The organism is Leptospira haakeii, assembly GCF_002812045.1.
GTDB classification, from domain to species: domain Bacteria; phylum Spirochaetota; class Leptospiria; order Leptospirales; family Leptospiraceae; genus Leptospira_B; species Leptospira_B haakeii.
Window position 1 is genome coordinate 1 of record NZ_NPEG01000002.1, and the last position, 26,118, is coordinate 26,118.

Annotated in this window: 29 protein-coding genes and 1 other RNA gene; 12 read left to right on the plus strand and 18 right to left on the minus strand. The window is 39.5% G+C overall.

The window, feature by feature from the left end:
- Positions 1-286: 286 nt before the first annotated feature.
- The 3 genes from CH377_RS05575 (at position 287) to CH377_RS05585 (ending at position 3,143) form a co-directional block, all read left to right on the plus strand.
- Positions 287-1,045 (plus strand): helix-turn-helix transcriptional regulator, encoded by a 759-nt coding sequence (locus tag CH377_RS05575; protein ID WP_100722835.1) that lies wholly within the window; start codon positions 287-289, stop codon positions 1,043-1,045.
- A 30-nt stretch (positions 1,046-1,075) separates the two neighbouring features.
- Positions 1,076-1,906 carry a sterol desaturase family protein gene (locus CH377_RS05580; protein WP_100722836.1) on the plus strand — a complete coding sequence of 277 codons (831 nt, stop codon included), beginning with the start codon at positions 1,076-1,078 and terminating at the stop codon, positions 1,904-1,906.
- 226 nt (positions 1,907-2,132) lie between these two features.
- The gene (locus CH377_RS05585; protein ID WP_100722837.1) at positions 2,133-3,143 is read left to right on the plus strand and encodes a patatin-like phospholipase family protein; all 1,011 of its coding nucleotides are present in this window, start codon (positions 2,133-2,135) and stop codon (positions 3,141-3,143) included.
- Between the two features lie 3 nt (positions 3,144-3,146).
- On the opposite strand, the gene CH377_RS05590 is transcribed toward CH377_RS05585, so the two are convergent.
- Positions 3,147-3,983 (minus strand): RNA polymerase subunit sigma-70, encoded by an 837-nt coding sequence (locus CH377_RS05590; RefSeq protein ID WP_100722838.1) that lies wholly within the window; start codon positions 3,981-3,983, stop codon positions 3,147-3,149.
- 104 nt (positions 3,984-4,087) lie between these two features.
- The gene (locus tag CH377_RS05595) at positions 4,088-4,861 is read right to left on the minus strand and encodes an intradiol ring-cleavage dioxygenase (protein ID WP_165780505.1); all 774 of its coding nucleotides are present in this window, start codon (positions 4,859-4,861) and stop codon (positions 4,088-4,090) included.
- A 254-nt stretch (positions 4,862-5,115) separates the two neighbouring features.
- On the opposite strand from CH377_RS05595, the gene CH377_RS05600 reads away from it, so the two are divergent.
- A complete protein-coding gene (locus CH377_RS05600) occupies positions 5,116-5,514 on the plus strand; it encodes a hypothetical protein (RefSeq protein WP_100722840.1) in 399 nt (132 codons plus the stop codon).
- A gap of 12 nt (positions 5,515-5,526) precedes the next feature.
- Here the strand turns inward: CH377_RS05600 and CH377_RS05605 are convergent, their stop codons facing one another.
- Positions 5,527-6,090: a SelL-related redox protein gene (locus tag CH377_RS05605; RefSeq protein WP_100722841.1), complete on the minus strand. Its 564-nt coding sequence runs from the start codon at positions 6,088-6,090 to the stop codon at positions 5,527-5,529.
- Positions 6,091-6,166: 76 nt separating this feature from the next.
- On the opposite strand from CH377_RS05605, the gene CH377_RS05610 reads away from it, so the two are divergent.
- Positions 6,167-6,877, plus strand: coding sequence for a TerC family protein (locus tag CH377_RS05610; protein WP_100722842.1), 711 nt, complete (start codon positions 6,167-6,169; stop codon positions 6,875-6,877).
- On the opposite strand, the gene CH377_RS05615 is transcribed toward CH377_RS05610, so the two are convergent.
- From CH377_RS05615 to rnpB, 6 genes are all read right to left on the minus strand, one after another.
- Positions 6,837-8,285: a peptidase C69 family protein gene (locus CH377_RS05615; protein ID WP_100722843.1), complete on the minus strand. Its 1,449-nt coding sequence runs from the start codon at positions 8,283-8,285 to the stop codon at positions 6,837-6,839. The two genes, CH377_RS05610 and CH377_RS05615, sit on opposite strands and share 41 nt — an antisense overlap.
- A 49-nt stretch (positions 8,286-8,334) precedes the next feature.
- Positions 8,335-9,522 carry a PP2C family protein-serine/threonine phosphatase gene (locus CH377_RS05620; protein ID WP_243402105.1) on the minus strand — a complete coding sequence of 396 codons (1,188 nt, stop codon included), beginning with the start codon at positions 9,520-9,522 and terminating at the stop codon, positions 8,335-8,337.
- A 100-nt stretch (positions 9,523-9,622) separates the two neighbouring features.
- Positions 9,623-10,045 carry an acyl-CoA thioesterase gene (locus CH377_RS05625; RefSeq protein WP_086446347.1) on the minus strand — a complete coding sequence of 141 codons (423 nt, stop codon included), beginning with the start codon at positions 10,043-10,045 and terminating at the stop codon, positions 9,623-9,625.
- 96 nt (positions 10,046-10,141) lie between these two features.
- A complete protein-coding gene (locus CH377_RS05630) occupies positions 10,142-10,690 on the minus strand; it encodes a hypothetical protein (RefSeq protein WP_100722845.1) in 549 nt (182 codons plus the stop codon).
- 95 nt (positions 10,691-10,785) lie between these two features.
- Positions 10,786-11,361 (minus strand): hypothetical protein, encoded by a 576-nt coding sequence (locus CH377_RS05635; RefSeq protein ID WP_244283705.1) that lies wholly within the window; start codon positions 11,359-11,361, stop codon positions 10,786-10,788.
- Between the two features lie 24 nt (positions 11,362-11,385).
- An RNA gene (gene rnpB / locus CH377_RS05640) (RNase P RNA component class A) lies at positions 11,386-11,777 on the minus strand.
- A 111-nt stretch (positions 11,778-11,888) separates the two neighbouring features.
- Here rnpB and CH377_RS05645 point away from each other — a divergent pair.
- The 5 genes from CH377_RS05645 to CH377_RS05665 all read left to right on the plus strand — a co-directional run bounded on the left by CH377_RS05645 (position 11,889) and on the right by CH377_RS05665 (position 15,818).
- Entirely contained in the window at positions 11,889-12,584 is a 696-nt protein-coding gene (locus tag CH377_RS05645) for a lysophospholipid acyltransferase family protein (protein ID WP_207797660.1), read from the plus strand.
- A 214-nt stretch (positions 12,585-12,798) separates the two neighbouring features.
- Positions 12,799-13,260 (plus strand): tetratricopeptide repeat protein, encoded by a 462-nt coding sequence (locus CH377_RS05650; protein ID WP_100722847.1) that lies wholly within the window; start codon positions 12,799-12,801, stop codon positions 13,258-13,260.
- A gap of 240 nt (positions 13,261-13,500) precedes the next feature.
- Positions 13,501-13,788 (plus strand): ribosome hibernation-promoting factor, HPF/YfiA family, encoded by a 288-nt coding sequence (hpf, locus tag CH377_RS05655; protein ID WP_020771476.1) that lies wholly within the window; start codon positions 13,501-13,503, stop codon positions 13,786-13,788.
- Positions 13,788-14,720 carry a hypothetical protein gene (locus tag CH377_RS05660; protein ID WP_100722848.1) on the plus strand — a complete coding sequence of 311 codons (933 nt, stop codon included), beginning with the start codon at positions 13,788-13,790 and terminating at the stop codon, positions 14,718-14,720. Before hpf ends, CH377_RS05660 begins: the two co-directional genes overlap by 1 nt.
- Positions 14,721-14,756: 36 nt before the next feature.
- Positions 14,757-15,818, plus strand: coding sequence for an NAD(P)H-dependent flavin oxidoreductase (locus CH377_RS05665; protein ID WP_207797659.1), 1,062 nt, complete (start codon positions 14,757-14,759; stop codon positions 15,816-15,818).
- 4 nt (positions 15,819-15,822) lie between these two features.
- Here the strand turns inward: CH377_RS05665 and CH377_RS05670 are convergent, their stop codons facing one another.
- From CH377_RS05670 to CH377_RS05685, 4 genes are all read right to left on the minus strand, one after another.
- Positions 15,823-16,389 (minus strand): LIMLP_12425 family protein, encoded by a 567-nt coding sequence (locus CH377_RS05670; RefSeq protein WP_100722850.1) that lies wholly within the window; start codon positions 16,387-16,389, stop codon positions 15,823-15,825.
- A gap of 6 nt (positions 16,390-16,395) precedes the next feature.
- A complete protein-coding gene (locus CH377_RS05675) occupies positions 16,396-16,998 on the minus strand; it encodes an RNA polymerase sigma factor (RefSeq protein ID WP_100722851.1) in 603 nt (200 codons plus the stop codon).
- Between the two features lie 95 nt (positions 16,999-17,093).
- Positions 17,094-17,447 carry a PilZ domain-containing protein gene (locus tag CH377_RS05680; protein WP_100722852.1) on the minus strand — a complete coding sequence of 118 codons (354 nt, stop codon included), beginning with the start codon at positions 17,445-17,447 and terminating at the stop codon, positions 17,094-17,096.
- A 55-nt stretch (positions 17,448-17,502) separates the two neighbouring features.
- Entirely contained in the window at positions 17,503-18,963 is a 1,461-nt protein-coding gene (locus CH377_RS05685) for an MBOAT family O-acyltransferase (protein ID WP_100722853.1), read from the minus strand.
- A 255-nt stretch (positions 18,964-19,218) separates the two neighbouring features.
- Between CH377_RS05685 and CH377_RS05690 the strand changes: the two genes are divergently transcribed.
- The gene (locus CH377_RS05690; protein ID WP_100723218.1) at positions 19,219-19,824 is read left to right on the plus strand and encodes a DUF3332 family protein; all 606 of its coding nucleotides are present in this window, start codon (positions 19,219-19,221) and stop codon (positions 19,822-19,824) included.
- A gap of 61 nt (positions 19,825-19,885) precedes the next feature.
- On the opposite strand, the gene CH377_RS05695 is transcribed toward CH377_RS05690, so the two are convergent.
- From CH377_RS05695 to CH377_RS05710, 4 genes are read right to left on the minus strand one after another with little or no spacing between them, the layout of a single operon-like run.
- On the minus strand, positions 19,886-20,344 hold the full coding sequence (locus CH377_RS05695) for a DUF192 domain-containing protein (protein WP_100722854.1): 459 nt from the start codon (positions 20,342-20,344) through the stop codon (positions 19,886-19,888).
- A gap of 6 nt (positions 20,345-20,350) precedes the next feature.
- Positions 20,351-21,124 carry an enoyl-CoA hydratase-related protein gene (locus CH377_RS05700; protein WP_100722855.1) on the minus strand — a complete coding sequence of 258 codons (774 nt, stop codon included), beginning with the start codon at positions 21,122-21,124 and terminating at the stop codon, positions 20,351-20,353.
- Positions 21,125-21,128: 4 nt separating this feature from the next.
- Entirely contained in the window at positions 21,129-22,502 is a 1,374-nt protein-coding gene (locus CH377_RS05705; protein WP_100722856.1) for a PP2C family protein-serine/threonine phosphatase, read from the minus strand.
- Positions 22,486-22,902 carry a hypothetical protein gene (locus tag CH377_RS05710; RefSeq protein WP_207797658.1) on the minus strand — a complete coding sequence of 139 codons (417 nt, stop codon included), beginning with the start codon at positions 22,900-22,902 and terminating at the stop codon, positions 22,486-22,488. The genes CH377_RS05705 and CH377_RS05710 overlap by 17 nt, the downstream gene beginning before the upstream one ends.
- 133 nt (positions 22,903-23,035) lie before the next feature.
- Between CH377_RS05710 and CH377_RS05715 the strand changes: the two genes are divergently transcribed.
- Positions 23,036-24,049, plus strand: a complete 1,014-nt coding sequence (locus CH377_RS05715; protein WP_243402104.1) for a hypothetical protein — start codon at positions 23,036-23,038, stop codon at positions 24,047-24,049.
- Here CH377_RS05715 and CH377_RS05720 read toward each other — a convergent pair.
- Complete coding sequence (locus tag CH377_RS05720) at positions 24,046-26,115, minus strand: methyl-accepting chemotaxis protein (RefSeq protein WP_100722857.1); 2,070 nt, start codon at positions 26,113-26,115, stop codon at positions 24,046-24,048. The two genes, CH377_RS05715 and CH377_RS05720, sit on opposite strands and share 4 nt — an antisense overlap.
- Between the last annotated feature and the right edge of the window lie 3 nt (positions 26,116-26,118).

Genomic DNA, 26,118 nt, shown 5'->3' on the forward strand with positions numbered 1-26,118 from the left:
AATCTCGCGGGTCACGCTACTCTATATGTTTTCAAAGATCTTTTAAGATCCCCTCAGGCTTCTTTCCCTCCCGGGTGAACTCCTTCAGGCGTAAAGACCATATTAATTACGTCACTCAACCGGTCAAATCACTTTTGTAAAAAAGGAAGAAGATTTTCTTCCTTTTTAGAAGAAAATCTAAGACAAATTCTCCTGATTTTTGAAGAAATCGACCTAGAGAAAATTCAATTCTAAGCTTTCATTTGTCGAATAGCGCAGAAGATCAGAGATCTCATTCAATTTATTTATGATATCACAACTATGTATCTGGCCGGATAAGGTTCTATATTTAGGAAATCATTTCGAAACGGAATCTCACAGTCATTTTTTGACTCAAACCGTGATTGGAATACAAGCAGCCGTGTTAATAGAATTAGAAAATCTGCATATACGATCCGACTTTCATCACATTCCTGCGAATACTCCTCATAGAATATTAGAAGGACCTTCTTCCGTTTTATTATGTTATGCCGATCCACATTCCAGGATCAACTCAGCATTACTAGCCGCTCACAAAGAACGAAATGGAAGCATCCCAAAAGAACTCAAAGAAGATCTGCTCCTATTGAGTCAAAAGAATCCGGACCCAATTTCATTAGAGAAACTTTTTTATAAGATCGCTTACGTTAAAAAGAATACATTCGAAATTCCTAAAATAGATCCAAGGATCCAATCTTCTCTGTCTCTCTTAAGAGAATGGGATTTCGAGAAGCGCCCTACTCTTTCCAAATTCGCACAGAATGCGGGTCTTTCTTCTGGAAGATTTACTCATTTATTTTCAGAGTCTTTAGGGATCTCTTTTAAAAGATTCATACTTTGGACCAAACTTTCCAGAGCCGTCCTCTCTTTGAAGAACGGAAAGAATCTAACAGAGGCATGTCACTCTTCCGGATTTTCGGATTCTTCTCATTTTAGCCGGACGTTTATGGACATGTTCGGAGTGAATCCATCTAAATTTCTAACGGATAGCCGCTCCGTTCAAGTATATATCTTCGATCCAGTATAGACTGAAGACAATCTTTGACCGGAGACATTCATGCAGGTCCTTCGTTATTCCATTTATCCTCTTTTCATGAGCATAGGAGTCTTTCTCTTCTTCTTTCTTTCGGGGAAGATTGATCCTTTGGTGGCTTCTCTTATTAGCATTCTGGTATTAGGAAGTATCGTATTTTATCTGGAACGATTACTTTCTTACGATCCGAATTGGAATCGGAATATTGGAGATCTATTTACGGATATTATTCATAATCTGGTGAATTTTCTTTTTATAACTTTCAGCTTTGAGTGTATCCAAGCCTTAAGAAGTAAAACTTCCTTTCCTTCCTTCTTGCCGGAAGGTCTTCCTTATATTCTTCAGGTGCTTATCGCGGGGATCTTTATCGATCTGGGAATGTACTGGGTGCATAGGCTCAGCCATTCTGTTCCTTTTTTATGGAGACTACATTCGGTCCATCACAGCTCGGAAAGATTGTATTGGCTTAATGGAGAAAAGAGGCATCCAATCCACGCAATCCTGGAAGGAAGTCCAGGGATCCTATTGATCCTTATTCTGGGAGCCTCTTCTCAAGTAGTCTTAGGCTGGCTAACAATACTAAGTATTCATCTCATGTTCCAGCATGGGAACATGGATTATAAGAGCGGTTTCTTGAAATACATATTCTCTGTTGCAGAACTTCATCGATGGCATCATAGAAAAAAATACAGAGAGACCCAAGTAAACTATGGAGCAGTATTTTCTTTTTGGGATCGTATCTTCGATAGTTACCTTAATGGAGAAGGTTTTGTAAAAGGAGCAGAGGTAGGCTTAGAAAGAAGAACTAGTTTTCCCAAAGATTATTTAGGACAACTTACGGAACCGTTTAAGTAAAGGACCTCCGCGGCAGTGATGCGCAGACCTTTAGTCCCGGTCTTGCCGGGATGAGCGCGATTGCGCGAAGTCGAAGCAGCACGGTCCGAAGCAAAGCGCAGGAGCCGCCCGACCCTTTCCTATGTTGCAAAAAAGTCTATTTTTTGGAAGAAAAAGGAAATCGAATTTGGGATTTGAAATTTCAAGTTTCTTGCAAATGGAGAAGGGTAAAAAATTTTATCTTTAGATGAGTTCGTATTTTTCACCTGGAGAATCGGAACAATCCGGAATGACGATTGGTCTGCCCAAGGCCAAAAAAGGTGCGAGGGCATTGGTAGTTGCTGGCGGAGGAATGAAAGGTTCCTTTGCGGGCGGTGCATTGTATGCAATTAACCAGGCGGTGCCTTCTACATACTTCGATCTAATTTTGGGAGTTTCTTCCGGTTCTTGTGCTGCTGCTTATTATACTACTGGCTACGAGACAGATTATGCTCACGGTTTAAAAATCCTTGATATTTGGAGAAAAGAACTCACAGGCAGTCAATTGATCTCTTTCTTAAATCCTTTCCGGGGAAAAACTTTTTTAGATCAAGAATATCTAATAGACTATTTGTTCGGGACAAAGTATAGACTTCCTTCCGAATACTTGGAGAAGAAGGAAACTTCTCCTTTTTATGTAGTGGTCACGAATCTTGCAAAAGCAAGAGCAGAATATGTGAAGGCAACCGCCTCCAATATTTTAAATTTATTGAAAGCGGCTACTTCTTTGCCTATCGCCACCAGAGGGAAATGGAAATTGGGCGAGCAATATTATGGAGACGGAGGGATCTCTGATCCGATCCCTGTTGAGTCAGTCATCCAAGCGGGATATAAGGATATTACTGTTGTATTAAATAGTCCTGAGGATGAATTTTCTGATCCGATCCCAGGATTCCAAGGCTGGCTTTCTTATCCCTCCAACAAAAAACTTTCTCATATGATCACCAAAGTGCATCATACTATGTACAATCGTGCAGTTCGTATTATTCATTCTCCACCTAAAGGAGTGAAGATCAGAGTGATTTCTCCGGAAGAATCAGAGTTAAGCATGGTCACCACAAGTTCCAAACTTTTGAATCGCTCCGTTACCAAAGGTATGGATGCAGGACAAAGATTGGTCGCGAACATGATCGCTGAAATTTCAGGGCTCAAAAATAAATCCAAACTTTTGAGAAAACTTTGGCTTCCTACGATCCGTCCGGAAGAAGGCAAAAGTTGATCTTTAAGCTGCTTCTGAAAATCTGATCCTTTTCAGATCTCCTTTTCTTTTTAATTCGGAAATTGCAAAGTAATATGCTTTTCGAACGGAATGTTCGCTGAGTCCCAAATACCAGCCTATCTTTTTGAAACTTTTTTCTTCCGTTACTGCCCCACAGACTTCGAGTAACTGCTTTCTGGACATTTTCCATCTTTCTAAATTTTCGAAATGATGGATCTGCATGTTTTGGTAAAGCCTGGAAAGTTTTTCATTTAATTCTTTTTTTCTTAGCCAGGATTTTCTTTCTTCTTCTAAATCTTTCGAATAATAATCTCCCAATTTTAATTTTTTCTTTTTTAGTTTAGAGTAGAATAATCTGGATTCTTTTAAATTTAAAGGAATCCTATGTTTTAGCTTGAGAATAAGAGAAACAATCGGATCCATCTCTGATATAATATTTTGGATTAAAAGAGAAGTCTCCTGGGTTGGGCTCAGTATCTCTTTAGTGAATTCAGATCTTGGATCGTAAAATCTTTCGAATCCATCCGATAAAATTTCACTCTTATTGAGCCGGATCTCCTTCCTTCTCTGATTCCATATTAAATTTTTAGTATATGTTGTAAAAAACGCGGGAAAATTGGAATATCCCCTTTCCTTGAATAAATGTAATACTTCTTCCGCATCCAGAACCAGTTTTAGAACGATCTCAGAGCAAGAATCTTCGTCCAAACGATATCTTCCCCTGGCGAGTGTCCAAGCCCAGATCCATGCTTCTTTCAGAAAATTTTCTAAGTTTCCTTCTCTAAAATAGAATTCAACGGAAGAGATAAGTCTTTTGTCTTTTTCGGAGTTTTTTTCCATGATCGGATTTCGAAATAGAAGATCCGATCTTCTACAAATATAAAAATGGAACCGTTCGCCTTAGGTCCGATTCCGGGAGCTAAGACGAACTTTTTTAGATTTTTTTAATTTGCGATCCCCACTGTGAGATTTGCGATATATCCGCCTGTGGAAGAGTCGTTTGTAATTGTGCACAATTCCAAACTTAGATCGGAACTTGAGTTATTAAATATATTATCGTAACAATTTCCTGCAACGGAAGTGTTTTGACCATGAGCTGAATATAAGGAAGTATTATATACGGTTTTCGTAATGTCTTCCGGGAAAGCAATCTGAGAAGTTGCTACAAGCCCGTTATTCAAATACACTTGGAAATGGATATGAGTTACCCTTCCAGAATACCAACCAGGATAGATCGTAGTAAAATTTACGACCCCTGAACTATCAGTTAGCTGTATCCCTCTACAAAAGGTTTGTCCTATATAATTTTTGGTCCCTAAATATCCGGATTCATTATATCCGGAATAATATCCGTCCTTATCACAATGCCAAATATCCACTCTTGCATTCGAGATCGGATTACAATTATCATTTATATTTTGGATCGTTAATACAAGACTCAAAGGAATTCCTGTTTTTCCTTCTGTGATATCTTGGCGAAAATAAGAAGAATTAGAACTCAGATCCAAAGGATAAGGACCTTCCGTTTCCTGCGGAATCAAAGCACATACGGAAGAACTGGAAATTTCAGAGGTATTACAGGAAGAAGTATCCAAAATTCCTTGTAATAAGCCAAGATTAGATGGAGAACTATCCTTCTGAGAATTACAGGAATTGGCAAACCCCGTAAAAACCGCACCGGATACGAATATACTTTTCAGAAAATCTTTTCTTTTCAATGCAAACTCCGTATTCTCTCCCATTGGAAAGAGAGAACGATTTAGATATTTTTTGCATCTAGATAAACCCGGTCAGGTAAGAAGGTTCCCGAGAAACAATATGAGAAAGTTTTTTATAAAATAAAAATGATCTTTATTCGGATAACAATATCACTTAAGGATGAAAAATACAAAATGAAACTAAATCATAAGAATATAGGTCGCAATAGAAAATATAACTAAGGAACTAACAAACTCCCGCAAGAGAACCTATTATGAAAAAACTAATCTTATATTCTGCATTAGCACTCACCTTGACTGGAACAGCATTCGCTCAACCAAGCGGTGGGCCTGGAGGACCACCGGGAGAAGATCCCTGCAAAACGGAAAGACAAACCTATTGTAAGGATTCCAGACATGGTCATGAGTCTGATCGTTGTTTGAGAGAATACATGTCCAAACTGTCGGAGACATGCAAAAATCATATAAACGAAATGTTGTCTCGTTTCGAAAAATTCAGATCAGCTTGCGCAGCCGATGAAGAAAAATATTGTAAGAACGTAGAACGCGGCCCCGCTCATATGAGATGTATGAGAGAAAACGAAAGTAAGTTATCCGCTGCTTGTAAGGCGGCGCTTCCTTCCCCTCCTCCTGGAGGCGGACCAAGAATGTAAAGTTTGCGAAAACTAGGCTGGCAAAATCCCTGGATCGTATTCATCCGTAGGCAAAGCAGTACATCCGGGAATTTTGCTCCAGTCGGGTTCGTCTCCAATATGCCGATAAGAATGGGACCAAAGGATCCTATCTTTCAAAACTAAAAATACACCAGGCATTCTAAGTAGATGTCTACCTTGGACTCCATAAAAATTTCCTTTTGCAAGTGCGCGTACCGCACTCACCCAAACTTCTGGGCCGGCTAATTCGATTAGATTACCTTCATGTACATTGATCTGCTCATAAAAGGAAGCGTTCGGATTTGAGATCGCTTTTGCTTCTGGCCAGAATCTGGAAAAAAATTCCTCCCCTTCTCTCACGGACTCGGGATATACAAATAAAATGGAAGGGAATGCGGCCATTTCTGAACTGAAAACACGAAGGTCTTCTACTGTTTCTCTGCAGAATATACAACCAAGATGACGCAGAAAAACGACCAAACTAGGTTTTTGGGGAAGATTGTCACCGAAACTTTGGCCGGTTAAATTTCTTCCTTGGACCTGGGATTCCAAAATTTCTTTCGGTAGGAATTTCATCTCTCTTTCAAATCTTCTACGATACCGTAAAGGAAATCGATTGCTTTTCTAGTCCTTAGACTAATTTCTTTCTACAATGGATTTGCATCTCGTAGACATTATCATCTCTCTTTTGACCCTAACAGCGATGGAAATCGTTCTAGGGATCGATAATATTGTATTTCTTTCCATCGTAGTTGGTAAACTTCCTAAAGAGCAACAGGCAAGCGGCCGTACAATCGGTCTTCTAGCTGCATTGGGCTTCCGAATAGGTTTGTTATTTACAGTAAGTTGGCTTGCAAGTCTCACAAACGGACTTTTCCAAGTAGGGAATTTTACGGTTACAGGAAGGGACTTGATCATGCTTGGCGGGGGGCTTTTCCTGATCGCAAAAAGTACAAGCGAGATCCATCATAAGATGGAAGAAGGTGAAACGGATCTTGACACAGGATCTTCTCCTTCTTTTTTAAATGTGATCGTTCAGATCATCATTTTAGATATTATATTTTCGGTAGATTCTATTATTACTGCGGTTGGACTTTCCGGAAATTTAATGGTCATGGTACTTGCAGTGGTTATCTCCCTCGTGATTATGCTCATCTTTTCTGGAAAGGTAAGCGATTTTATAAACGAACATCCTACCATGAAAATTTTAGCTCTATCCTTTTTGATCATGATCGGAGTAATGTTATTCGCAGACGGTTTACATTTCCATATCCCGAAAGGGTATATTTATTTCTCTATGGCATTCTCACTTTTGGTGGAATTCATAAATATGCGGGTTCGTAAGGCAAATCAATCCCCTTAAGAACTCTGGAATTGATCCGAGCCTTTCGATTCCAAATCGCCCAGCTCAGATTATAAAATGGAGAAGACCAGAAGTTTGGAAGTATATTTCCGTTCACTGCAAGTTCTAATACCTGGTTTCTCCATTTTTTATAAAGTTTATCCACTTCTTCTAAAGCTTCTTTCGTGATCGGATCCAAGGAGAAATTCCTGCTTAAACCGAGGGTATATTCTACTTTTCGAATATATTTTTCCTGCTTCTCCTTTAGCTCCGCACTAAAAACAGAGACTGCCTTATCGTAATTTTTCAAACATAGCCTATATAAAATCTCATGATTCCACCAAAGTGAAGAATCCGGACTAGCTCCTGGTTGAACGATATCCCCTTTTAAGAAAGTTTTTCCAGGAATGGAAAAAGGGATAAAAACTGACAGAGAAGGAATAGAACATCCGGTCGCCCAGAACTGAGAATAGGTAGGATTAGTATCTAATTCCGCTATAAATGAGGAAGTTGTCTGATTAGGAGACAAAGGTCCTCCCGCATGAAGGCAAACCGATCCCATGCCGGATTGACTTGGAGAATATCCTATACTCTTAGAAGGAAAACCTCCTTGGCTGATAGAAAGAGGAACACTTCCATTTTCCTTACCTTCTAACCTCAGGATCTGCATCGCTTCCGCAATACCCAACTTGGAACCGAAAAATTTTCCTCCTCCAGTAACGATCTCTCTTCTAACTTTACATTTACTGAAACTAGTAAAAAAAGAATCAGAAAATGCTTCTTTAAAGGAGAAGTTTTCTCCCTTCTTCAACCAACCTTTTGCTCGCGCAAAATCGATCGCATGTGAATGAAGTCCGTCATAATCGGAGCCTAATGTTAAACCGTTGGAAATTGCGTAAAACCCCTTAATCCTTTTCCAAGCCCAGTATCTATCAGCAGTTTCCAAAACATAAGCTTCTTTAGGATCAGCGATTATAAAACTATTATGATAGAAGAAGTTTCGATTTGAATAACCTCCGCATGCATCTTGGCCGAATCTTTCCAAATATTCTATGATAAGGTCTCTTGCTTCTGCAGCGGTATCTGAACGTTCTAATCCAAGACGTAAAAGATCCATCCCGGTCAAACCATCATTCTTCTTTTCAATCTTAAGCTTTGTGAATACGGCCTCGTTACCGATCACGACTCCTTTTGAATTTGCACCCATCTCAGCTCCCCAGATATGAAGAGGACGAGAGATCAAAACTTCTCTGGATTTTTTAGAACTTGGAACATCTATAAAGGTAAGTCTTTGTTGGCTTTCCTTAGATACCGTTTCTGGATATCTTACCAGACATTGGGGTTCGTTAGGTTCTCTATCTGAATTTTTTCCAAAGATCATTTTTCCGGAAGAAGTAGAATCCGGAGTCGCCACGAAAGTATCGCACATGAGCAGTGATCCTAACTCTTCCTGCAAGAAGAGCAAGATGTTTTTTGGTTTAGAGAACTTCCAAAAGGAGCATGGTCATATCGTCCTTAGGCGGAGAGGAATGCAGACCAAGCACAGCATCTCCTAAAGAATCCAAAAATACTCTTCCGGAAAGAGATGTATAATCTCGAACCAAATCTAAGAAAGCTTCGTTACCGAAAAATTCTTTTTCTTCTGTATAAAACTCGAACATTCCATCCGAGAACAGTAAGATCCGATCTCCAGACTCTAATAAAATTTCGTAATCTTTATTGAATAATTTCGGAAGAGCAAGAAGTACAGTTCCTTTTCCGGTCAATTCTTGAACGGAACCTTCTGACTTAATAATTACCGCGGGATGATGTCCCGCATATGAATAGGTCAGACTCTTTTTCTCTAGATCCAGTCTCATATAAACTGCGGTGATAAAAAATCCGCCTATCATAGTCATTAAAGACTCATGGATCAGAGTTAAACCTTTAGAGGGACTTTCCGCTACAGGTGCAGTAGTTTTAAAAGCCATTACCGCCATAGCAGAAACCATCGCTGCAGAAACTCCATGACCTGCAGCATCAGCAAAGAAAAAATCAAGCTCCTCTTCCTTGCCAAGATTTGTTTTAATCAGATCTCCACCTACACTTTCCAAAGGTTTAAAATAAGAATAGATCCTAAAATTTCCGGCTTCCGGAAATTCAAGATCCACAAGACTTTTTTGGGTCTTCTGAGCGATAGCCAATTCTTCTTCGATATTGACCTGGAATTTTTCCATTTGTACATCCGCTTCTAATAAAGTTTCGAATGTTTTCATTCTAAAGCCGATCACAAGAACCGACAAAACTCCGGAAGAAATTAAGCCAAAATAATACATCCCGACATCTATCTTAGGGTCTTTTACATGAATTCCCACAAAGAACGCAACCGCTATGAAAAGAAGAAGGATTGCAATCAATACTCTTCGATTGTTGATAGAAACCCCAGTGCTGAATACAACTAGTATCAATCCGAATAAATAACCCAGATATAAACCATTCACATATAAAAGATAAAATGAATGGATACTCATCACCGCGAAATGAAAGAGCAAAACAGATTCAGAATATTTTTTGAATTTTTCGAATTTAAAACTTAAGAATAAGGAAATACAGATAAGAGTGACATGTGAAACCCTCATCCATCTTGGATCGGAAAGCCCCTGGGAAGCAGGGTCGCCTAACAACAAACCGAATCCCGCGAAAAAAAGAAAAAGGGACATCGCGAATCGAAATCGCGAAAGGGACTCCTCTGATAAAAACTCTTTTACGCTTGTGATTGCCGGCGTTTCATTTGTTTTGCTGGAAGAATTGTTCCTTGTAGACATCTGGAATTGCCACCGGTTTGCCAGTAGAAAAATTAAACCATAACAGCTCCGCTTTTCCAGTCAACACGCATTCCCCTGCCTGATTCCACATGGAACAAACGATTGAAAAAGATCTGTTCTTTACGGATTCCAATTTTACGGAAATATCAATCGTTTCTGGAAAACGGACCTGCTTTCTATAATCCATTTCAATATGAGTCAGGACCGGTCCACCTTCCATAGGTTTCTGAGGAGATTCCCAAAGACCCATATCATCAAAATAAGATGCCCTTGCAGTTTCGAAATATCTTGCATAGACCACATTATTCACATGACCAAATGCATCCATATCTCCCCAAGCTACCTTTTGTTGAACACTGTATGGGTATTTTTCCGGTTTAGACATACAGCTAGAAAAATCGAAGGGATCAATTCTGGAAAGGAAAGAATTTTGTTTATGTTTCTCGGAGACACCAGAGTGGCGAAAAGTAACAAAAAACAATCAGGAATCTTTGTATTTTTTCAAAGCGTCCTTAGATATTTCTGTAGGAACCGTTTCTCGCAAAGTTTTTAAAAATATATCCAATCCAGCTAAATAAGTTATAACTTCGATCTTTACCTTTGGACCGTAGACACGAAATGCGGACTGATTAAAAGTTACCTTATTAATCTCTTTCCAAAATAATTCCGACTTATTCCGAAAAAGACCAAAAGATTGGATAGAATTTTTATCTATAATGATCTCGTGATTTTTGTAATAAAACATGATGATTACAGATGCGATCATCATCGGAAATGAAATATAAAAGGCTGCTAGATCAGATGGCAGTCTAAACTCACCCGTTTTAAATTCAGGATAATAAACCTTAACTAATAGTCCAAATAAAAAAATAAGAAGGAAAATAGCTAAATACCAATAGATAATCGGAAGTCTTAATACAATTTTTCCTCCAGCCTCTCTCGGCTTTGTTTGTTTCGCGAGCAAATAAATGATAAGCCCGAAAACGGCACCCGCTATTTCAACCACAATATAATTAGATATCCAATCCAAATCTATTACCTCGAATAATGTAATTTTCTAATATATGATTTTTCTTTTAAAGACGGTCACTTATTTTTTAATAATATATAAAACAAGTGCCCCAATCAGGACTTTTTCAAAAAGTGTTCGTATTTTTGAAATGCATCTTCATACAAATCAGGTGTAACAGATTCTTCCAAAGCGGAAAGAAACACTTCAAACCCGGACAAAAGAGTCACCACTTCTATCTGATTCTTACCATCAGAAATAAAAAAAGCAGACTTTTCAAATCGAACGGACTCCACTTCTTTCCAAAGGATTCTTTTATGCTTCCGGAAAACTCCTTCAGACAAAAGTGCATTCTGTTCTAATACGATTCTATAATTCTTACAGTAGACTATGAGTAAAATTCCCGCCAAAAAAAGTAGAAAGGAAACCAAACATACTACTGGGTCCGGAAAATAGAGAACCCCGCTCTTCTGGAAAGTAAAATACGTATCTCCGAAAAGGACGACTGGAACCAGGGAGATCAGAAAAAAGCCGGCTAATCTGTAAAAGATAGGAAGCCTCAAATAACGTTTGGTCTTCTTTTTCAGTTGATCTGTATGTTTAATAAGATATTCGAATATGTATGTAAGTGAAAAAGCAAATACGGATCCAAATACCAAAACTAGGACCGCTTCTTTTGTGAACCATTCCATATTCATAAAATTCATATAATGTCAGTGGAAGATCTACCTATAAGCCGGATTTTGTACTCTTATGAGCGATGATCATTTATCTTGGTCTTTCAGTTACCGAAAAGACTCTTTGCTCTCTACCCACGGCCCTGCAGAACCAACGATGGCCGCCTATTCGAGATTGCACCCGGGAGGGTTTACATTGCCCACTTTTTCACAAAAGCGGCGGTGGGCTCTTACCCCGCCATTTCACCCTTACTAGAAAACTAGCGGTATATTTTCTGCTGCACTTTCCATATCCGGTTTCTTACGATCCCGAACTCCGGGAATTACCCGGTCCCGTGGTTCTATGGTGTCCGGACTTTCCTCACAAACTCTCCGAATGAGGGAAAAATCCACTCGATCAGAAAAGAAAGCGCGACCATCCGGCAGACCTTCCAAAACGAATTTAGAATGAATCCACGCCAAGTCGCTAAGAAAAGAAGAAATGTAAAATTTCCCCGCCTCTATTTTGCAACCTTCTCCAGAAACAAACCTCTAACTTTATAATGCCATCCAAGAATATACAAAAGCCCCATCCAGGAAGTTCTGAATTAGCTAGAAAAGCATTACGCTGGTTCGGAAGACTCTATGGATCCTTATTTTATAAAACAGAAGTTTATGGATTAGAAAATGTGCCCCAAACCGGAAAGGTTTTAGTACTCTCCAAACACCAAAGGAATGATGATATTCCTCTGGGACTTTCCAAGGCATTATATCATAGAAGAATGGATATCTGGGCGATCATGAAAGATTCCCTCGCTGCTCCTATTTTCATGGACTATTTTCTAAAATGCGGAGGAATTCCTCTCAATAGAAAAGAACCTAGAAAAAGTAAGAACGATCTTCTATTCGCTAAGAAGGTACTCAACGAAGGCAATATGCTCGTGATTTTCCCGGAACAAACCACCATCCCTTATAAAATGGGGAAAGGCCGCCCGGGCGGATTCAGATTTATTGTAGGAAAACCAGAAGAACCATTAGCAGTTCTTTGCCTGGGATTAGAATATAAGCCAAGAGGATTCTTGCGTAGGACGAGTTTCATAGTCCGTGCCGGAAAACTCAGACATTTTGAGCCTGATATGGACCATGAAGATTTCCTTCATGATTGTATGCACGAGATTGCAAGCCTAACAAATCTCAAATACCCGTTCGAACAGGGTAAAAAATCAGCAGATTTAGAGTTAGAAGAGGCATCGATCTAAGAAACTGTCCAGCTTCTTCCCTTTAATACCTTCCTAACGGGGTGGAAGGAACTCCTTACACCCCTCCCCATATACATCCAGAGCCCAAAAGGCTATACTATGCCAAGTTCCGGGAAATTTTCAGGTTTAAGAATAAAAAAAATCTAGTTTTTCCCAGAAACTTGGCACGGCGTTTGCACTATATTAGACAAAGCCTCGGCTGGGAGATAAAAAGATGAACAAATTAATTAAAATTGCCCTAATTTTAAGCATCTCCACTGCAATTTATGCAGAACCTGAAACCAACGTGATCGAAAGTTCGCTCAAGAACTACACACCGGAGACAGACACCCAGCTGGCAAATAAGCTAACTGCCCTTGGTAGCCTAAAACAAAAAACCAGGGACTATGAAGGTGCAATCGCTTTTTACGATCAGTCCTTAGCTGTGAGAACAAAAATCGGCGATAAAGAAAGTGCTGGATACGCTCTGGTTCTTTACCTGAAATCAATCTCCGAATTTCGTCTCGGCAAATCCTGCCAAGCCTTAGAGAACATTAAAGAAGTTATCCATGTATACCAAAAGATTGGTGACCTTGATTCCGCTCTTCACGCAGAGGAAGAAGGTCTTAAAAAATACCAGGAAGCATGCAGCCTGGCTTTTGCAAAACAGCCAAGCCTGACTCTAAACAAGGACTAAGAAACAGCCGGAAATCATCCCATCTCTAGTTCTAACTTCCCTGGTCCGCCCCTTTCGGGGCGGGCGCTTTTTTTGATTTGACTCTGATTTTTTCCATCCTAATCTTACAGGAATTCCTGGGTTGGGATGACTCCCTTTCTTTCCCGTCCAAAAAGTCGTTTCTTTAGTTTTTTCTGATCCGCATTCGTGCTATGATAAAACTTTTAGAAGCCAATAAATAAAAATCCGCGGAGGCTTTACATGAAAATCGTTTTTAATTGGAAAAACCTAGATCATTCCGGAACGGCAGAAGATTATGCCGGAAAAAAGTTAGAACGAGTCTCTAAATATATACAAAAATTAGTTTCGATGGAAATTTCATTCGAACAGGTGCATGGATTAATTAGCGCTAATTTGAATTTAGCCGCGGATGGAAGTAAATTTAACGCGCAACACGAAGACAAAGATATTTATTCCTGTATAGACGGTTTAGAAGATAAGATCGTAAAACAAGTAAGCAAACATCACGATAAAAAAGCCGCTCATTGATGGACCAAGACAGGAAGTACGAAGAAGCGATAAAACATTTATCCGAAGGAGAGTTCGAACTCTCTCGAAACATATTCGACTCCCTATTGGAAGAAGATCCGGAAAACCCCGAGTTTGCCTCGGGGTTTTATATTTCTTCTTTTTGGGATCATAGAATAGATCGGATCCATCTCACAAAGGAAGGAAGAGAAAGAACCGGGCTTCTATTAGAATTCCTGAAAGACTTCGATTCAGTTTATAAAAGTAAATCATTTCCAAAAGAACTCTCTTATCATTCCGCAATGAGTTCTATCCTACAAGAAACCACTGACCAAGTTCGTATTGCTCTTAGAAAAGAAGGGATTCAATCTCTTTCTCCCGGACTGATAGCAGAACTCGCATATAGACTTTTACTCGCAGAAGATACAGATCTTGCTTCCGAAGTTCTCCGAGATTCTTCAGGACTAGAAAGATTTTCCCCGGAGTTATTATTTTTTAGAGCGGAATGTACTTACTTAAGCGGACAACATTCTCAGGGACTTTTGCTCTATAGAGAAGCTTTTCTAAAAGAGCCTAGCGCTATTCGACTGGAATCCGTTCGTTCAGAACCTATCTTCTCCGCTATCCAAATCCTGAGAGAAGAATTTAAAGAAGAAGGTGAACTGAAAGAAGCGTTGCCTGTCCTACTTCTCGAAAGAGGAGTATTCAAAGAGATCCGCAAAATGAGCGATAAGGAACTGGAGGCATACCGTTCCGAATTATTTAGGCTTAGAGACTCATTGGGACTACGTAAAGGTGGAACTGAATTTAAGGTAAAATGTAGAATGATCCAACTTTGCTGTGCCTTGTTAGACTCCAGAACCTCGATCCTTTATGGAGAAGTGGCTCAGGAAGCAAAACGTATCCTGGATTCCTTGGATCCGAATTTATATCATAAAAGATTGAAGGTCTAATAAAGGCCTGCATAAATACTGTTAGGGAGAATAATCTTGGCTCTCGAAAATCAGATCATTAAAGTCCTGGGTTTAAAAGGACCACTTATCCTCTCTCCATTGGCAGGAGGTCCCTCCACTCCTGAATTGATTTCTGCAGTTTCTAATGCAGGCGGGCTTGGATCTCTCGGACTTGCTTATGAAACACCGGAACAGATCCGCGCAACCATCCAAAAAACAAGAAACCTAACCTCTAAACCAATCGCAGTAAATCTATTCGTTCCAACAAAAACCCCGGAACTTAAGCCCGAGCAAATCAATCAGGCGATCGAAGTCACAAAAAAATATAGAGAAGAGTTAGGAGTTCCTTCTCCTAAGCTTGAACCTCCATATGCACTCGATTTTGACCAACAATTCGAAGAGATGTTAAGCCAAAAACCTGAGATATTCAGTTTTACTTTCGGACTTCTACCTGATCATTATATAAAAGAATGTAAGAAGAATCATATCATTACCTGTGGAACGGCCACCACATTAGAAGAAGGTATCTTAGCGGAAGAAAGTGGTGTAGATTGGCTTGTGGCACAGGGCATAGAAGCTGGTGGGCATCGTGGGATCTTCTCCTCAACTGAAGAAGATTCCGGGATCGGATTATTTCCTTTAGTCAGAAGTTTAGTTCACAAACTGAAAATCCCTGTGATCGCTGCAGGTGGAATTATGGATGGAGCAGGAATTGCAGCGGTTCTTGCTTTGGGCGCAAAGGCTGCACAATTAGGCACTGCATTTTTATTATGTGAAGAAGCCGGAACTTCTAAACCTTATAGAGAAGCCTTACTTTCTAAAAATCGTAAAACAAAAACCACTCGTGCATTTTCAGGAAGGATCGCAAGAGGTTTAGAGAATAGATTTATGAATGAAATGGAGACTGAGAATATTCTGCCCTTCCCCGCTCAAAATGTTTTTACAAGAGATATCCGAAAAAGATCTGCAGAGCTTGGAAAGTCCGATTTTTTATCTCTTTGGTCAGGACAAGGAATAGAGTTAATCAGGGAAATGAAGGCTGGTCGGCTTGTTGCGGTCTTATTCGAAGAATTAAGAACCGCAACACTATCTCAGTAGAGAATTATTTGCCGGTAGATTCCAGAACGTGGCGGATTTCTTGAGCCGTTCTATAATCACCCTTTTCAATAAAGTATTGCTCTAAAGAACCTAAGGTCTTAGAAGCTTGGGGATTTTTAGAGATCTCAAGAAGATGGCGTGAATTCAAATCCACGTCCACTCTTGCAGAAGAAGGAAGATCCACGAATTCACGATCTTCGCCTACTGTAAGAGTTCCGGATCTTTCTGCCAAACTTGTTTCATTAGAAGAAGAAAAACGACCTACTGTAACTGCGAGAACTAAGATTGCGAGAGCTGCACTGAGGGAGTATTGGAAGGAACGGTTCCAAACAAAACCGCGGGAAAACTTGGACCAAGAGGTTTCTTCATCGAAGCGGACATCTTTGAGTAGATTCTCTAATCTAAGATTGAAATCCTTGGAGAGGTTGATATCTTTCATCTGTTCCGTTCGCAGTTCTGATACTGCTCGGACCAGAGAATTTTCCAATTTAACATGATCCGGATCTTCCTTTTGAAAAATGGAAGAGAATCCGAACTTTGTTCCCTGTTGTTTACTTGTTTGTTTTTCCATACCTTACTACCTAAAAAAGCCTTCGCTCTTCCCATCTTTCATAATCAGATGTTTCAAAAATTCCTTTGCCTTAAAGAGCCGGCTTTTGACTGTTCCGATATTGGTTCCGAGGATCTCTGCTATTTGTGAATAGGACATTTCTTCAAAATACCGGAGCTCGATGACTTCTTTGTATATATCCTCGAGTTCGTTGATTTTGTTGATTAGATAGTTACTCTCGTCAGAAAGTTCTACTTTTTTTTCAAAGCTGATACGATCGTCAGTGACCTGGAACTCCGAATCGTCCATGGAATTCTCCCTGGCCCTCTTTCTTTTGGCCAGAAGGTCCTTGGATTTATTTACCACGATACGGTACAGCCAGGTATATACCCCTGATTCTGCCCTAAAATTGCGTATAGAACGATAGCCTGAGATCAGTGCGTCTTGGACGATATCCTCGGCGTCATCCCCATCTTTTACCATGGAGACGGCTTTTCTGTACAATCTTTCCCTATAAGGGCCTGTAAGCTCTATGTATGCCTTATCATCCCCTTCTTTGATCCGTTTTAGAAGTTGGATTTCTTTTTCTCGTACGGTTTGTTTGCGTTGAGGATTATCGGTTTCGATCATTAGAAGCCTTTACGACATAGGTAGGCTCTTCCCTGGCCTTTGCAATAAAAATATGACGTAAGGAATCGAGCGCTTAAGTATGCGATTTTAGGATTTTAACCTTCTAAGGAAAGATTGATGAGTATAAGTGACTCAGTAAGTTCTAATGGATCTCTAAAACGTATGCCATATAAGAACTTTCGTTTTGAATCTACCTGCTTTGGGATTTTCCAAACTACGTCGCCTAAAAATTCCAAACGTTTACCGGTTCTTCTTTCGATGACTGAACCTTCGATCGGAATGGAGCCCGGTAGATCTTCCCCGCTCATTAAGATACAGATACCGGATTCGGAAATATTACCTAGTTTTCCCTCTAACGTGATTAGTCCTGAATCCACCTGCACGATATACTCGTCGAAATCTCTGGGATAAAATCTGGGACTCCTAGGTTTTTGGCCGGGTTCGCTCATCGATAAGGGTTCAAATTAGAAACGAATTCGACAAGTGTCCAGCGTTTTACTTTTTTCAGAAGTCGAAGTAGATAAAAGGGATCTCTCCATCCGGACTTAAGATCGCAAAACAAAATGCTATCAAAGGATAAAGAGAAAATTCCAACCAAACTGGGATCTTGAACTCCTTTCCTTTTTCATAAATTAGCCAACCAAGATAATGCCCAATGATCACACAAAGTATCGCAGGGATACCTTGCTTTAACATATAAGGTCTAAGTTCTCCACTTTGATACACATACATTCCGTGGATCATTTTCAGAGCGGATTCTATATTTGCGGAACGGAATATAACTCCGAAGGTAACCGCCACAGTGCTCGCATATAAAACTCTAACAGGGGTTAATACTTTATCCCAAGAGTCTGAAATCGTTAGGTTCGGGAACCATTTCGCTTTCCATTCTTTTAATACAGATTCTATTAATAGAAATCCACCTTGGATAGAACCCCAGATCAGGAAGGTCCAATTGGCTCCATGCCAAATCCCTCCCACGAACATTGTGAACCAAACATTGAATCTATGACGGAATAATCCTACACGATTTCCACCCAAGGAAATATACACATAGTCTCTGAGCCAAGTGGAAAGAGTGATATGCCATCTTCTCCAATGTTCCGTGACTGATTGAGAAATATAAGGCATTCTAAAGTTTTCAGGAAGTTCGTAACCGAGAAGAAGGGCAGCAGAATATGCCATATCAGTATACCCACTGAAATCACAATATACCTGCACCCAGAATAGGAATGCTCCTAACCAAAGTGCTTCCGTAGAATATACATCCGGATTTTTAAAGATCAGGTCGGCGATAGGAGAAATATTATCCGATAGTACAACCTTCTTAAAATAACCCATTAGAAAATAGCGGATCGCTTTTCTAAATGGAATATCTTCTATCTTCTTCTCCGTTTGTAGTTGAGGTAAAAAACTTTTGGCGGTGACGATCGGTCCTGCTACCAATTGAGGGAAGAAGGAAACGAATAATGCAAATCTTATGAAGTTCTTTTCGGAAGGAATCGCCCCTCTATACACATCTATCGTGTAACTCAAACTTTGGAACGTATAAAATGAAATCCCTACTGGAAGAACTATTTTAAGAACAGGAAATAAACTTTGGAAGCCTAAAGTATGCAGAAGTGCGTTTAGGTTCTCGCTTAAGAATCCGTAATATTTAAAAAATCCTAAAATGAATACAAGGTTCAAAACCAAGCTGATTACGATCATCCTTTTACGGAAAACTTGGTTTTTGGATTCAAAGATCAGATCCGCTAAAAAGAAATCGATTACGGTGGATAATAAGATCAATCCGCCGAATTTCCAGTTCCAGCTCATATAGAAGATATAACTTACGATGAGCAGGAAAATATGGATGAGCGATTTGCGTAGTTTTGGCTCCGGAATAAGCGCCGGTAAAATGTACCAATGGGTTACAAATACGAAGGAGAAAAAAAGAAAAAATTCAAGTGTGGGAAAGATCACGTAGGTTCCCTATCAAGCGGGCATTTGCCCTCAAGAACGGCTTTATTATTTAATCCGTCTTTCGGTCCAGAAATATCGAGACTGATACTAGGTCAAGGGATTCTCTTCCCTTTATTGGATCCCTTTCGGGCGGGAATTTTTCAGTCAAGATTTTGCTTCACAAAAAGCAGGGAAGAATGGAAATCTCTTGCAAGATTTTTTCCTTACTTTATTCGTAGTTTCGCATTCCATTCATATAAAGGAGTTCCGTTTTCAATGGTGAAAAACGTTTTAAAAAAAATTATCCTGACCTTGGTACTGGTAGGAGCTAGCTTCGGTTCTTTAGCGAACTGTTTCGGAAAATTCGCACTTGTAAGAGTTTTCTACAATGCTAACGACGGGATCAATGTAGGCGGCGGCCTTCTTGCAAAAATCGTAAAAACGGTTCTATTCTATATTCCTTTCGGATTTTTAATGGCAATCGGTGGATTTATCGACTTTATTCTTTTCAACTTGATCGAGTTCTGGTCTGGAAGTAACCCAGTAGGACTAAACGAGTATGATAAAGAAGGAAGATACGCAAAATCTTTCGAGCAAGACGGAGAAAAACTGACTTTAGTTTATACTGAATTCGGTTCCAGATTAGATCTAACTGCAGTTTCTAAAGAAGGAAAATCAGAAACTCTGACTGCTTTCCGCTCTCAGCCTGGAAAATTTTTCGTAGAGAGAGAAGGACAACTTTCCGAGATCGAAGTTACTTCTCAATCAGTAGGATCCCAAGTGATCTTAAAACTTACCGAACAAGGTAAATTAAAATCTTCTAAAGTAGTTGAAGCTCAAAATTTACAGGATCTGCAATTAAGAGCTGCAGAATCTCTTTAATATAAAAAAGCCTAGTCTTTCGGACTAGGCTGCAAAAGATCCGTTCAGATCTATGAGCGGATCATTTTCCGATATATCTACTCTCTATCTTTAAAACAGAATTTTTCCCGAGTCCACGTTTTGCAAACCATCTAGGATTTGCCTCCACTGCATACATTACCTTTTGGGTAGAATGATACAGAACTTGAGTTTGGTTTGGGGCCATCTCATAAACATCGACTAACTTTTTATCTTTTGAAAAATAACCGATGCTCAAAGGGATTAGAGTATTTTTCATCCAAAAAGATAAATGATCCTCACTAGGAAAAATGAAGATCATTCCCTCATTCTCTCCTAATTTTTTACGGAACATCAATCCTCTCTGCCTGGATTCGTCAGTGTTCGCCACTTCTACAAGTATCGCATGATCTCCAATATATATGGTGGTTTTTTCTAAATATAAAGGAGAATTATATTCTCCCCAACCAGCGATCGGAAGGCAGAACAAAAAAGATAGAAGTAGGAATCTGAAACTTTTCATGGATCCTTAGAAATTAGGAGGACGTTTTTCTAAGAATGCTCCCATGCCTTCTTTGGATTCTTTTCCTGAAAATAGATTGGAAAATTCCTTTTTCTCCAATTCGAGTCCTTTGGAAAGATGAGTATCTAACCCGTTTTGAATGACGGATTTAGCGACAGCCACTGCGATCGGTCCTTTTTTCAGAATGGATTCTGCGGTTGCCTTTGCAGTGGAGATCAGATCTTCTCCATCTTTAGTAAGTTTATTTAATATACCGATGCGATACGCTTCTTCCGCACCGATCATGTCTCCCGTGAAGATAAGTTCTGCCGCTCTCCCGTATCCGATCAATCTTGCAAGTCTTTGGGTTCCGCCGAATCCTGGGATCAATCCAAGAGAAACTTCAGGGAGTCCTAATTTTGCTTTTTCAGAACCTATACGGATATCACATGCAAGTGCAAGTTCCAATCCGCCACCCAGCGCAAAACCGTTCACCGCAGCGATAGAAACCAATCTACTTCTTTGGATCCTATCGAATGTGCTTTGCCCAAGGGCTGCAAACTTTTCCGCTCCGCTTGCATTCAATTCTTTCATCTTTGCGATGTCAGCACCTGCAACAAATGCTTTGCCCTGCCCGGTAATGATCACTACACGGATAGATTCATCTTTTTCTAAATTATTAATCTCGCTAGTTAATTCGTTTAATAGTTCTTCGTTTAATGCGTTTAACGCAGAAGGACGGTTGATCTCTAAAATCGCCAGTTTGCCTTCTTTTTGCAAATGGATCAGTGATTCGCTCATTTATTTACTCCATCTCGATGATCAGGAAAAGTGTGTCGTCTTCGAATTCAGCGTCTCCAAAAAATGCGGAGAGTTCCACTTGGACGGCCTCTTTAAACTGTTTTAAATCGGTAAAAGACTTATTTCTGTTCAGGATTTCAATTAGGCCTTCACTTCCAAGCTGTTTTCCTTGCGGATTTCGATTCTCTATCAATCCGTCGGTGTATAAAAACAACCTTTCCGCAGACTGGATAGGCAAAGACACGAGTTCCGCGATCGGCCTTTTGATCCCGAATCCTAATATACTTCCGGTAGTTTCTATTTCCCTAAAGTCGTTTCCATTTTGGGAATGCATCAAATAAGGATGTCCCCCGTTTGCAAAATGGATCTCTTTGGAAATAAAATCGAAAAATATATAAACCGCAGAAGCGTGGTGAGACTTGAATTGCCTAAGAAGTGTCTCATCCAGATATTCCAGTAGTCGGACAGGATGTAGCTTGAGACGATAAGGCATAGTCGCTACCATAATTTTGATAAATGATGCGACTAACGCAGAAGCGATCCCATGCCCTGCAATATCAGTTAAGAAAACTCCAGTGTTTCCTTCCCTTAATTGAATAAAATCGTAAAAATCACCACCGATCTCATTCGGAGTAGATCTAAATACCTCGTATTTAAAACCTTTGATACTTACATCTTCCGGAAATAATGTCTCCTGCACTTTTCTAGCGATCTGAAGTTCATGTTGTAAGAATCTATACTCAGAATCCAATTCGGAAGAAATACGGACTAACCTTCTTACGATTACTACAATCGTAGTTCCGATCAAACTTAAGATTAGATAGACCACATCAGGAACGAAAAGAACTAAAGGAAATCCAGGAAGAGAGCTATTATTGAGTTTGAAATAAATAAACCCAAGATGTAATACTATAGAATAAGTTGCAGTTAAGAAGCAGCCCTTCACTTTTAGTCGGAACATTTGGAATAGAACCAAAAATCCAACGAGTAAGAAATAATTATTATAAAGTTGTAAACTATGAAGATCGTCGAAGCTGTAGAAGGATTCGTTTAAGATCAACATTACCAAAAAGATAATGCTAAAGTTTGTACCATGAATGACCGCAGGCAGATATTTTCTTTGAAAAGAAAGAACAAGGCTCAGAATATTTAAACTTAAGATTAGACCGAAGTAAATGGTCCCATGAGGAGAATTCTGTATTTCAGGGATTAGAGCTAAAAAATAGACTAAGAAGTGGAGAAAAAAAGCGAGTCGAATGAATGATTGATCGATACGGACGAAGTCTTTCCATGCGCTTACTTCCCTGTAATTAAACTCGGTTTCCAGGAAAGACCAAGGGTTGAGTATTCCGCCAGCTTTTTTATTGGATAGATTCATCTAATATAAATTCGTAAATTTCCGATCCGTTAAATCTGATCTTCATATTGAAGCCAGACTTAAGATATCGATCTAATTTTTCCGCTAATTCCAAACCTTCTTTAGAATCCTTAATATTAGAATAATAGAAAGCGGCTGATTTTGATTTATAGTTATACGGAAATCTTTCGTTAATTAACAAAGTAACTCGAAATCCGCCGGGTCTTGTCTCTAAAACGATATGACTCACATCTTTTCGATTCAAGATCCTCTCATCTATTGGAAGCTCCCAAGGATTGGTCACATCCGAATAGATAGAGACTCCATAAAGAAACGATAAGACTAACCATAACAGGAAAGAAGTCCGAGCAAAATTGCCGGGAAATCTGCAAGTGTTATAAAAAGAGACGCCGGTCTTCATGAGAGACAGGCACAAATCTTACAAAGGGCCTATGAAATGCAAATCAATATCCCTATCTTTCTCTTTTCGATTTTTTGCGATGCAAAGAAAAATACTTTTCGTTCTAGCTCAAGTTTTGCACATTCAAAGCCGCATGTTTTTATGTCGATTGTTTGTCGTATTCATTCTTGTTTTTGAAACCTTCTACTCTTGCAAAGAAGAAGTAGGAGATCCGAACCCCTATGCAGATGTTCTATCTTCTACTCCTCTCTCAAAGATAGAGAACTATGTCGGGTTGGAATCAGAGGACTGGGATTCCAGGATTCTTAATTTAGACAAACATGCCTTAGATTATGTGAATGAATTGAATAGAATAGATGGATTTACCGAGTCACCTAGTCCTATCAAAAATCTAGACGTATTCAAATCTATATTATTGGAAGCCTTGAATTCGCAAACGGATCCGGTTGTTTCTCTTCTTAAAAACAAACTCCTTCGTATTTATGTATGCGAAAACTTAGGAGGCTCTGCAGTTACTGGGATAGTTCGCAAAGATGGCAAATCAATCGGGGGATTTGTGATCTTAGATGCAAACACTTTAAATCGAAATGCAAACGACTGGATCAGCTATAAGGAAAACTCTACATTCCAAAAAGGAAATATAAATATACGAATTAAGATAGAAGAGGAAAAACAGAATACTAAGGCAAATGCTCTCCGTTATATCCTATTACATGAATTCGGCCATATCCTATCTGAAACGGAAAATATAGGCCCAAGCTTTTTTTCTCCCAAAAGATCTTATTCAAACTATGAGTTTTATAAAGGGATTTGGAAATCGGAGAAGGTTAGCTATTTGGATGATTCAGTGTTTACCATCCGACCTCAGATCCGTTTTTATTCCGAATCTATTTCTTTAGATGAGAACTGGGAGAAAATTTATCCAATCCTCTCTAAAACACCCTTTCCTACATTATATGCGGCAACAAATGCGGATGATTTTTTCGCAGATTCTTTTGTTTCATACGTTCATGTAGTCTTAGAAAAGAAACCCTGGAAATTAGAAATATTAAAAGATAATAAACCTGTCTTTAAAATGGAAAATGGGATTGCTAAAGATTCTCTCCGATCTCAAAGACAGATCTTAGAGAGAATCTTCCCGAATTAAAGTTTAAACTTATCCACTGATCTTAAGAGTCCTTCGGATTGTTGGTGCATTTCACCGGAGTAAGAAGTTAAATCATCCGCTCCGGAAGCAACCTCCTGGGTCCCTTCAGAGATACTTACGATCGTCTTAGTGATCTCATCAGTTGCCCTCTTCTGCTCCTGGACTGCTTCTTCTATTTGTAAACTGAAACTCATCAAAAAATTCGCAGATTGATGAATATCCTGTGTGTTCTTCTCTTGGGTCTTAACGGACTCTAATACCTTCTTCGCAGATAATCCGAAAGAATCCACTGAGGTTCTAAGCTTACGAAGTATATCACTCGCCTCTTTTACCTTAGTGTTCCCGTTATGAACCGCATTGTTTGTAGAATCCACTAACTCTCCAATCTCTTGCACGGAAGAAGAAGTTTGAGATGCAAGTTTACTAATCTCTTCTGCAACCACAGCAAATCCCTTACCTGCTTCTCCTGCACGAGCCGCCTCGATCGCCGCATTCAATGCAAGAAGGTTTGTTTTTTCAGAAATTTCAGTGATGATTGATAAGATCTCATTGATACGACTCGCACTTTCTCCAATCTCATCCATCGCTTGGTTCGTAGCACCCATCGCATTTTCACCGGTAACAGCGCGTTCTTGGGATTCGGATGCCACCTGGGATAAGGTTTGCATTTCGTTATTAATAGTTCCAATCTGTTCTCTCAACAGAACTACATTCGTATCGATCTCCTTCATATTCTCGATCGCTTTTTCCATCGATCTACGAACATTCTCCGCTGAGGCCGCAAGTTCTTCTACCGCTGCCGAGGATTCTTCCGCTGCAGAAGCCTGTGCTTGCGCTACATCCGAGAAATTACGACTGGACTCTGCCATTTGATCTGAAGTGCTATTTAGTTTTGTAGAAGAAGTTTTGATGTCCAAGATGATCTTTGATAGATTTACCTTCATCAGATCCATTGACTTAAGCAATTTTCCGATTTCATCTTCTCTTGCTATCTCTATATGAGAAGTAAGATCCCCATCCGCAATCTTCTCAGAAAAACCGATCGCTTCCAATAAACCGCTAGTGATGAGTTTATTAAAGATCAGGTTGAGAATGATCAGGATTACTACCATTATTACGAGAGAGGATAATATTGTTTGTAATATCACTCCTCTCATATCTGACCAAAAAATCGAATCTGGGATCGATACTTCTACTGCCCAAGGTTTATCATAATTTCCTAATAAAAATGGGAAAAAATGATGCCCTTCCCCTCCTCCATGCAGCGAGAAAGGTTTTCCTTTTGCGATACCATCTACGATCTGTTTTAACCATTCTTGGTCCGGGCTCTTTTTACCTACCAAGGAAGGATCCTTTCCATTTGCTGCATAGGTACCATTTGGAGATATAAGTGTAAGATAACCTTCTCCCCTGAATGGTTTGATTGGTCCTAAAAGTTCCTGTAAGTTTTCCATAGCAAGGTCAATGCCTACAACTCCTGAAAAACTTCCTCCCCTAAGTATAGGTTTCACGAGAGAAACCATAAGTACATCTTTTCCACCTACGGGATAAGAAAAAGGATCCGCAACAAAATCATGAAGTGTCTTTTTAGGAACAGTATAAAAAGCTCCCGACTCATCCAGATTTTCGTAATATATTACCGGTTCAGCTATAACTGCTCCTTTTGATTTATTAATATAAGGTACAAATCTTCCTGTTTTATCATGATAAGGAGGTTTATTTTTGAATCTTGCATCCTGCCCATCGAAACCGTTCGGTTCGAATACAACCCAGGTCCCGAAATAATATTGGTTTGCCTCGACCAATTTCCAGAGTGCAGCTACTACTTCTTCTCTTGCCGGTTTAGAAGATTCCAATAAAAATTGGGCCCCTCTAAGAGAGCCTAATGCGGAATCTAAAAAATCCTTCACTTCATAAGCGAATCTTTCTCCAGCCATTCTAGAACCATCTTCTACCTGATACTTTAGGCTAAAATATGATCCTACCGAGTTGATCACTGTTAAAATAATCGAACCCGAGAGTAAAACTATCGATAGATAAAGTGAAATCCTAAACCGAATACTCATTTT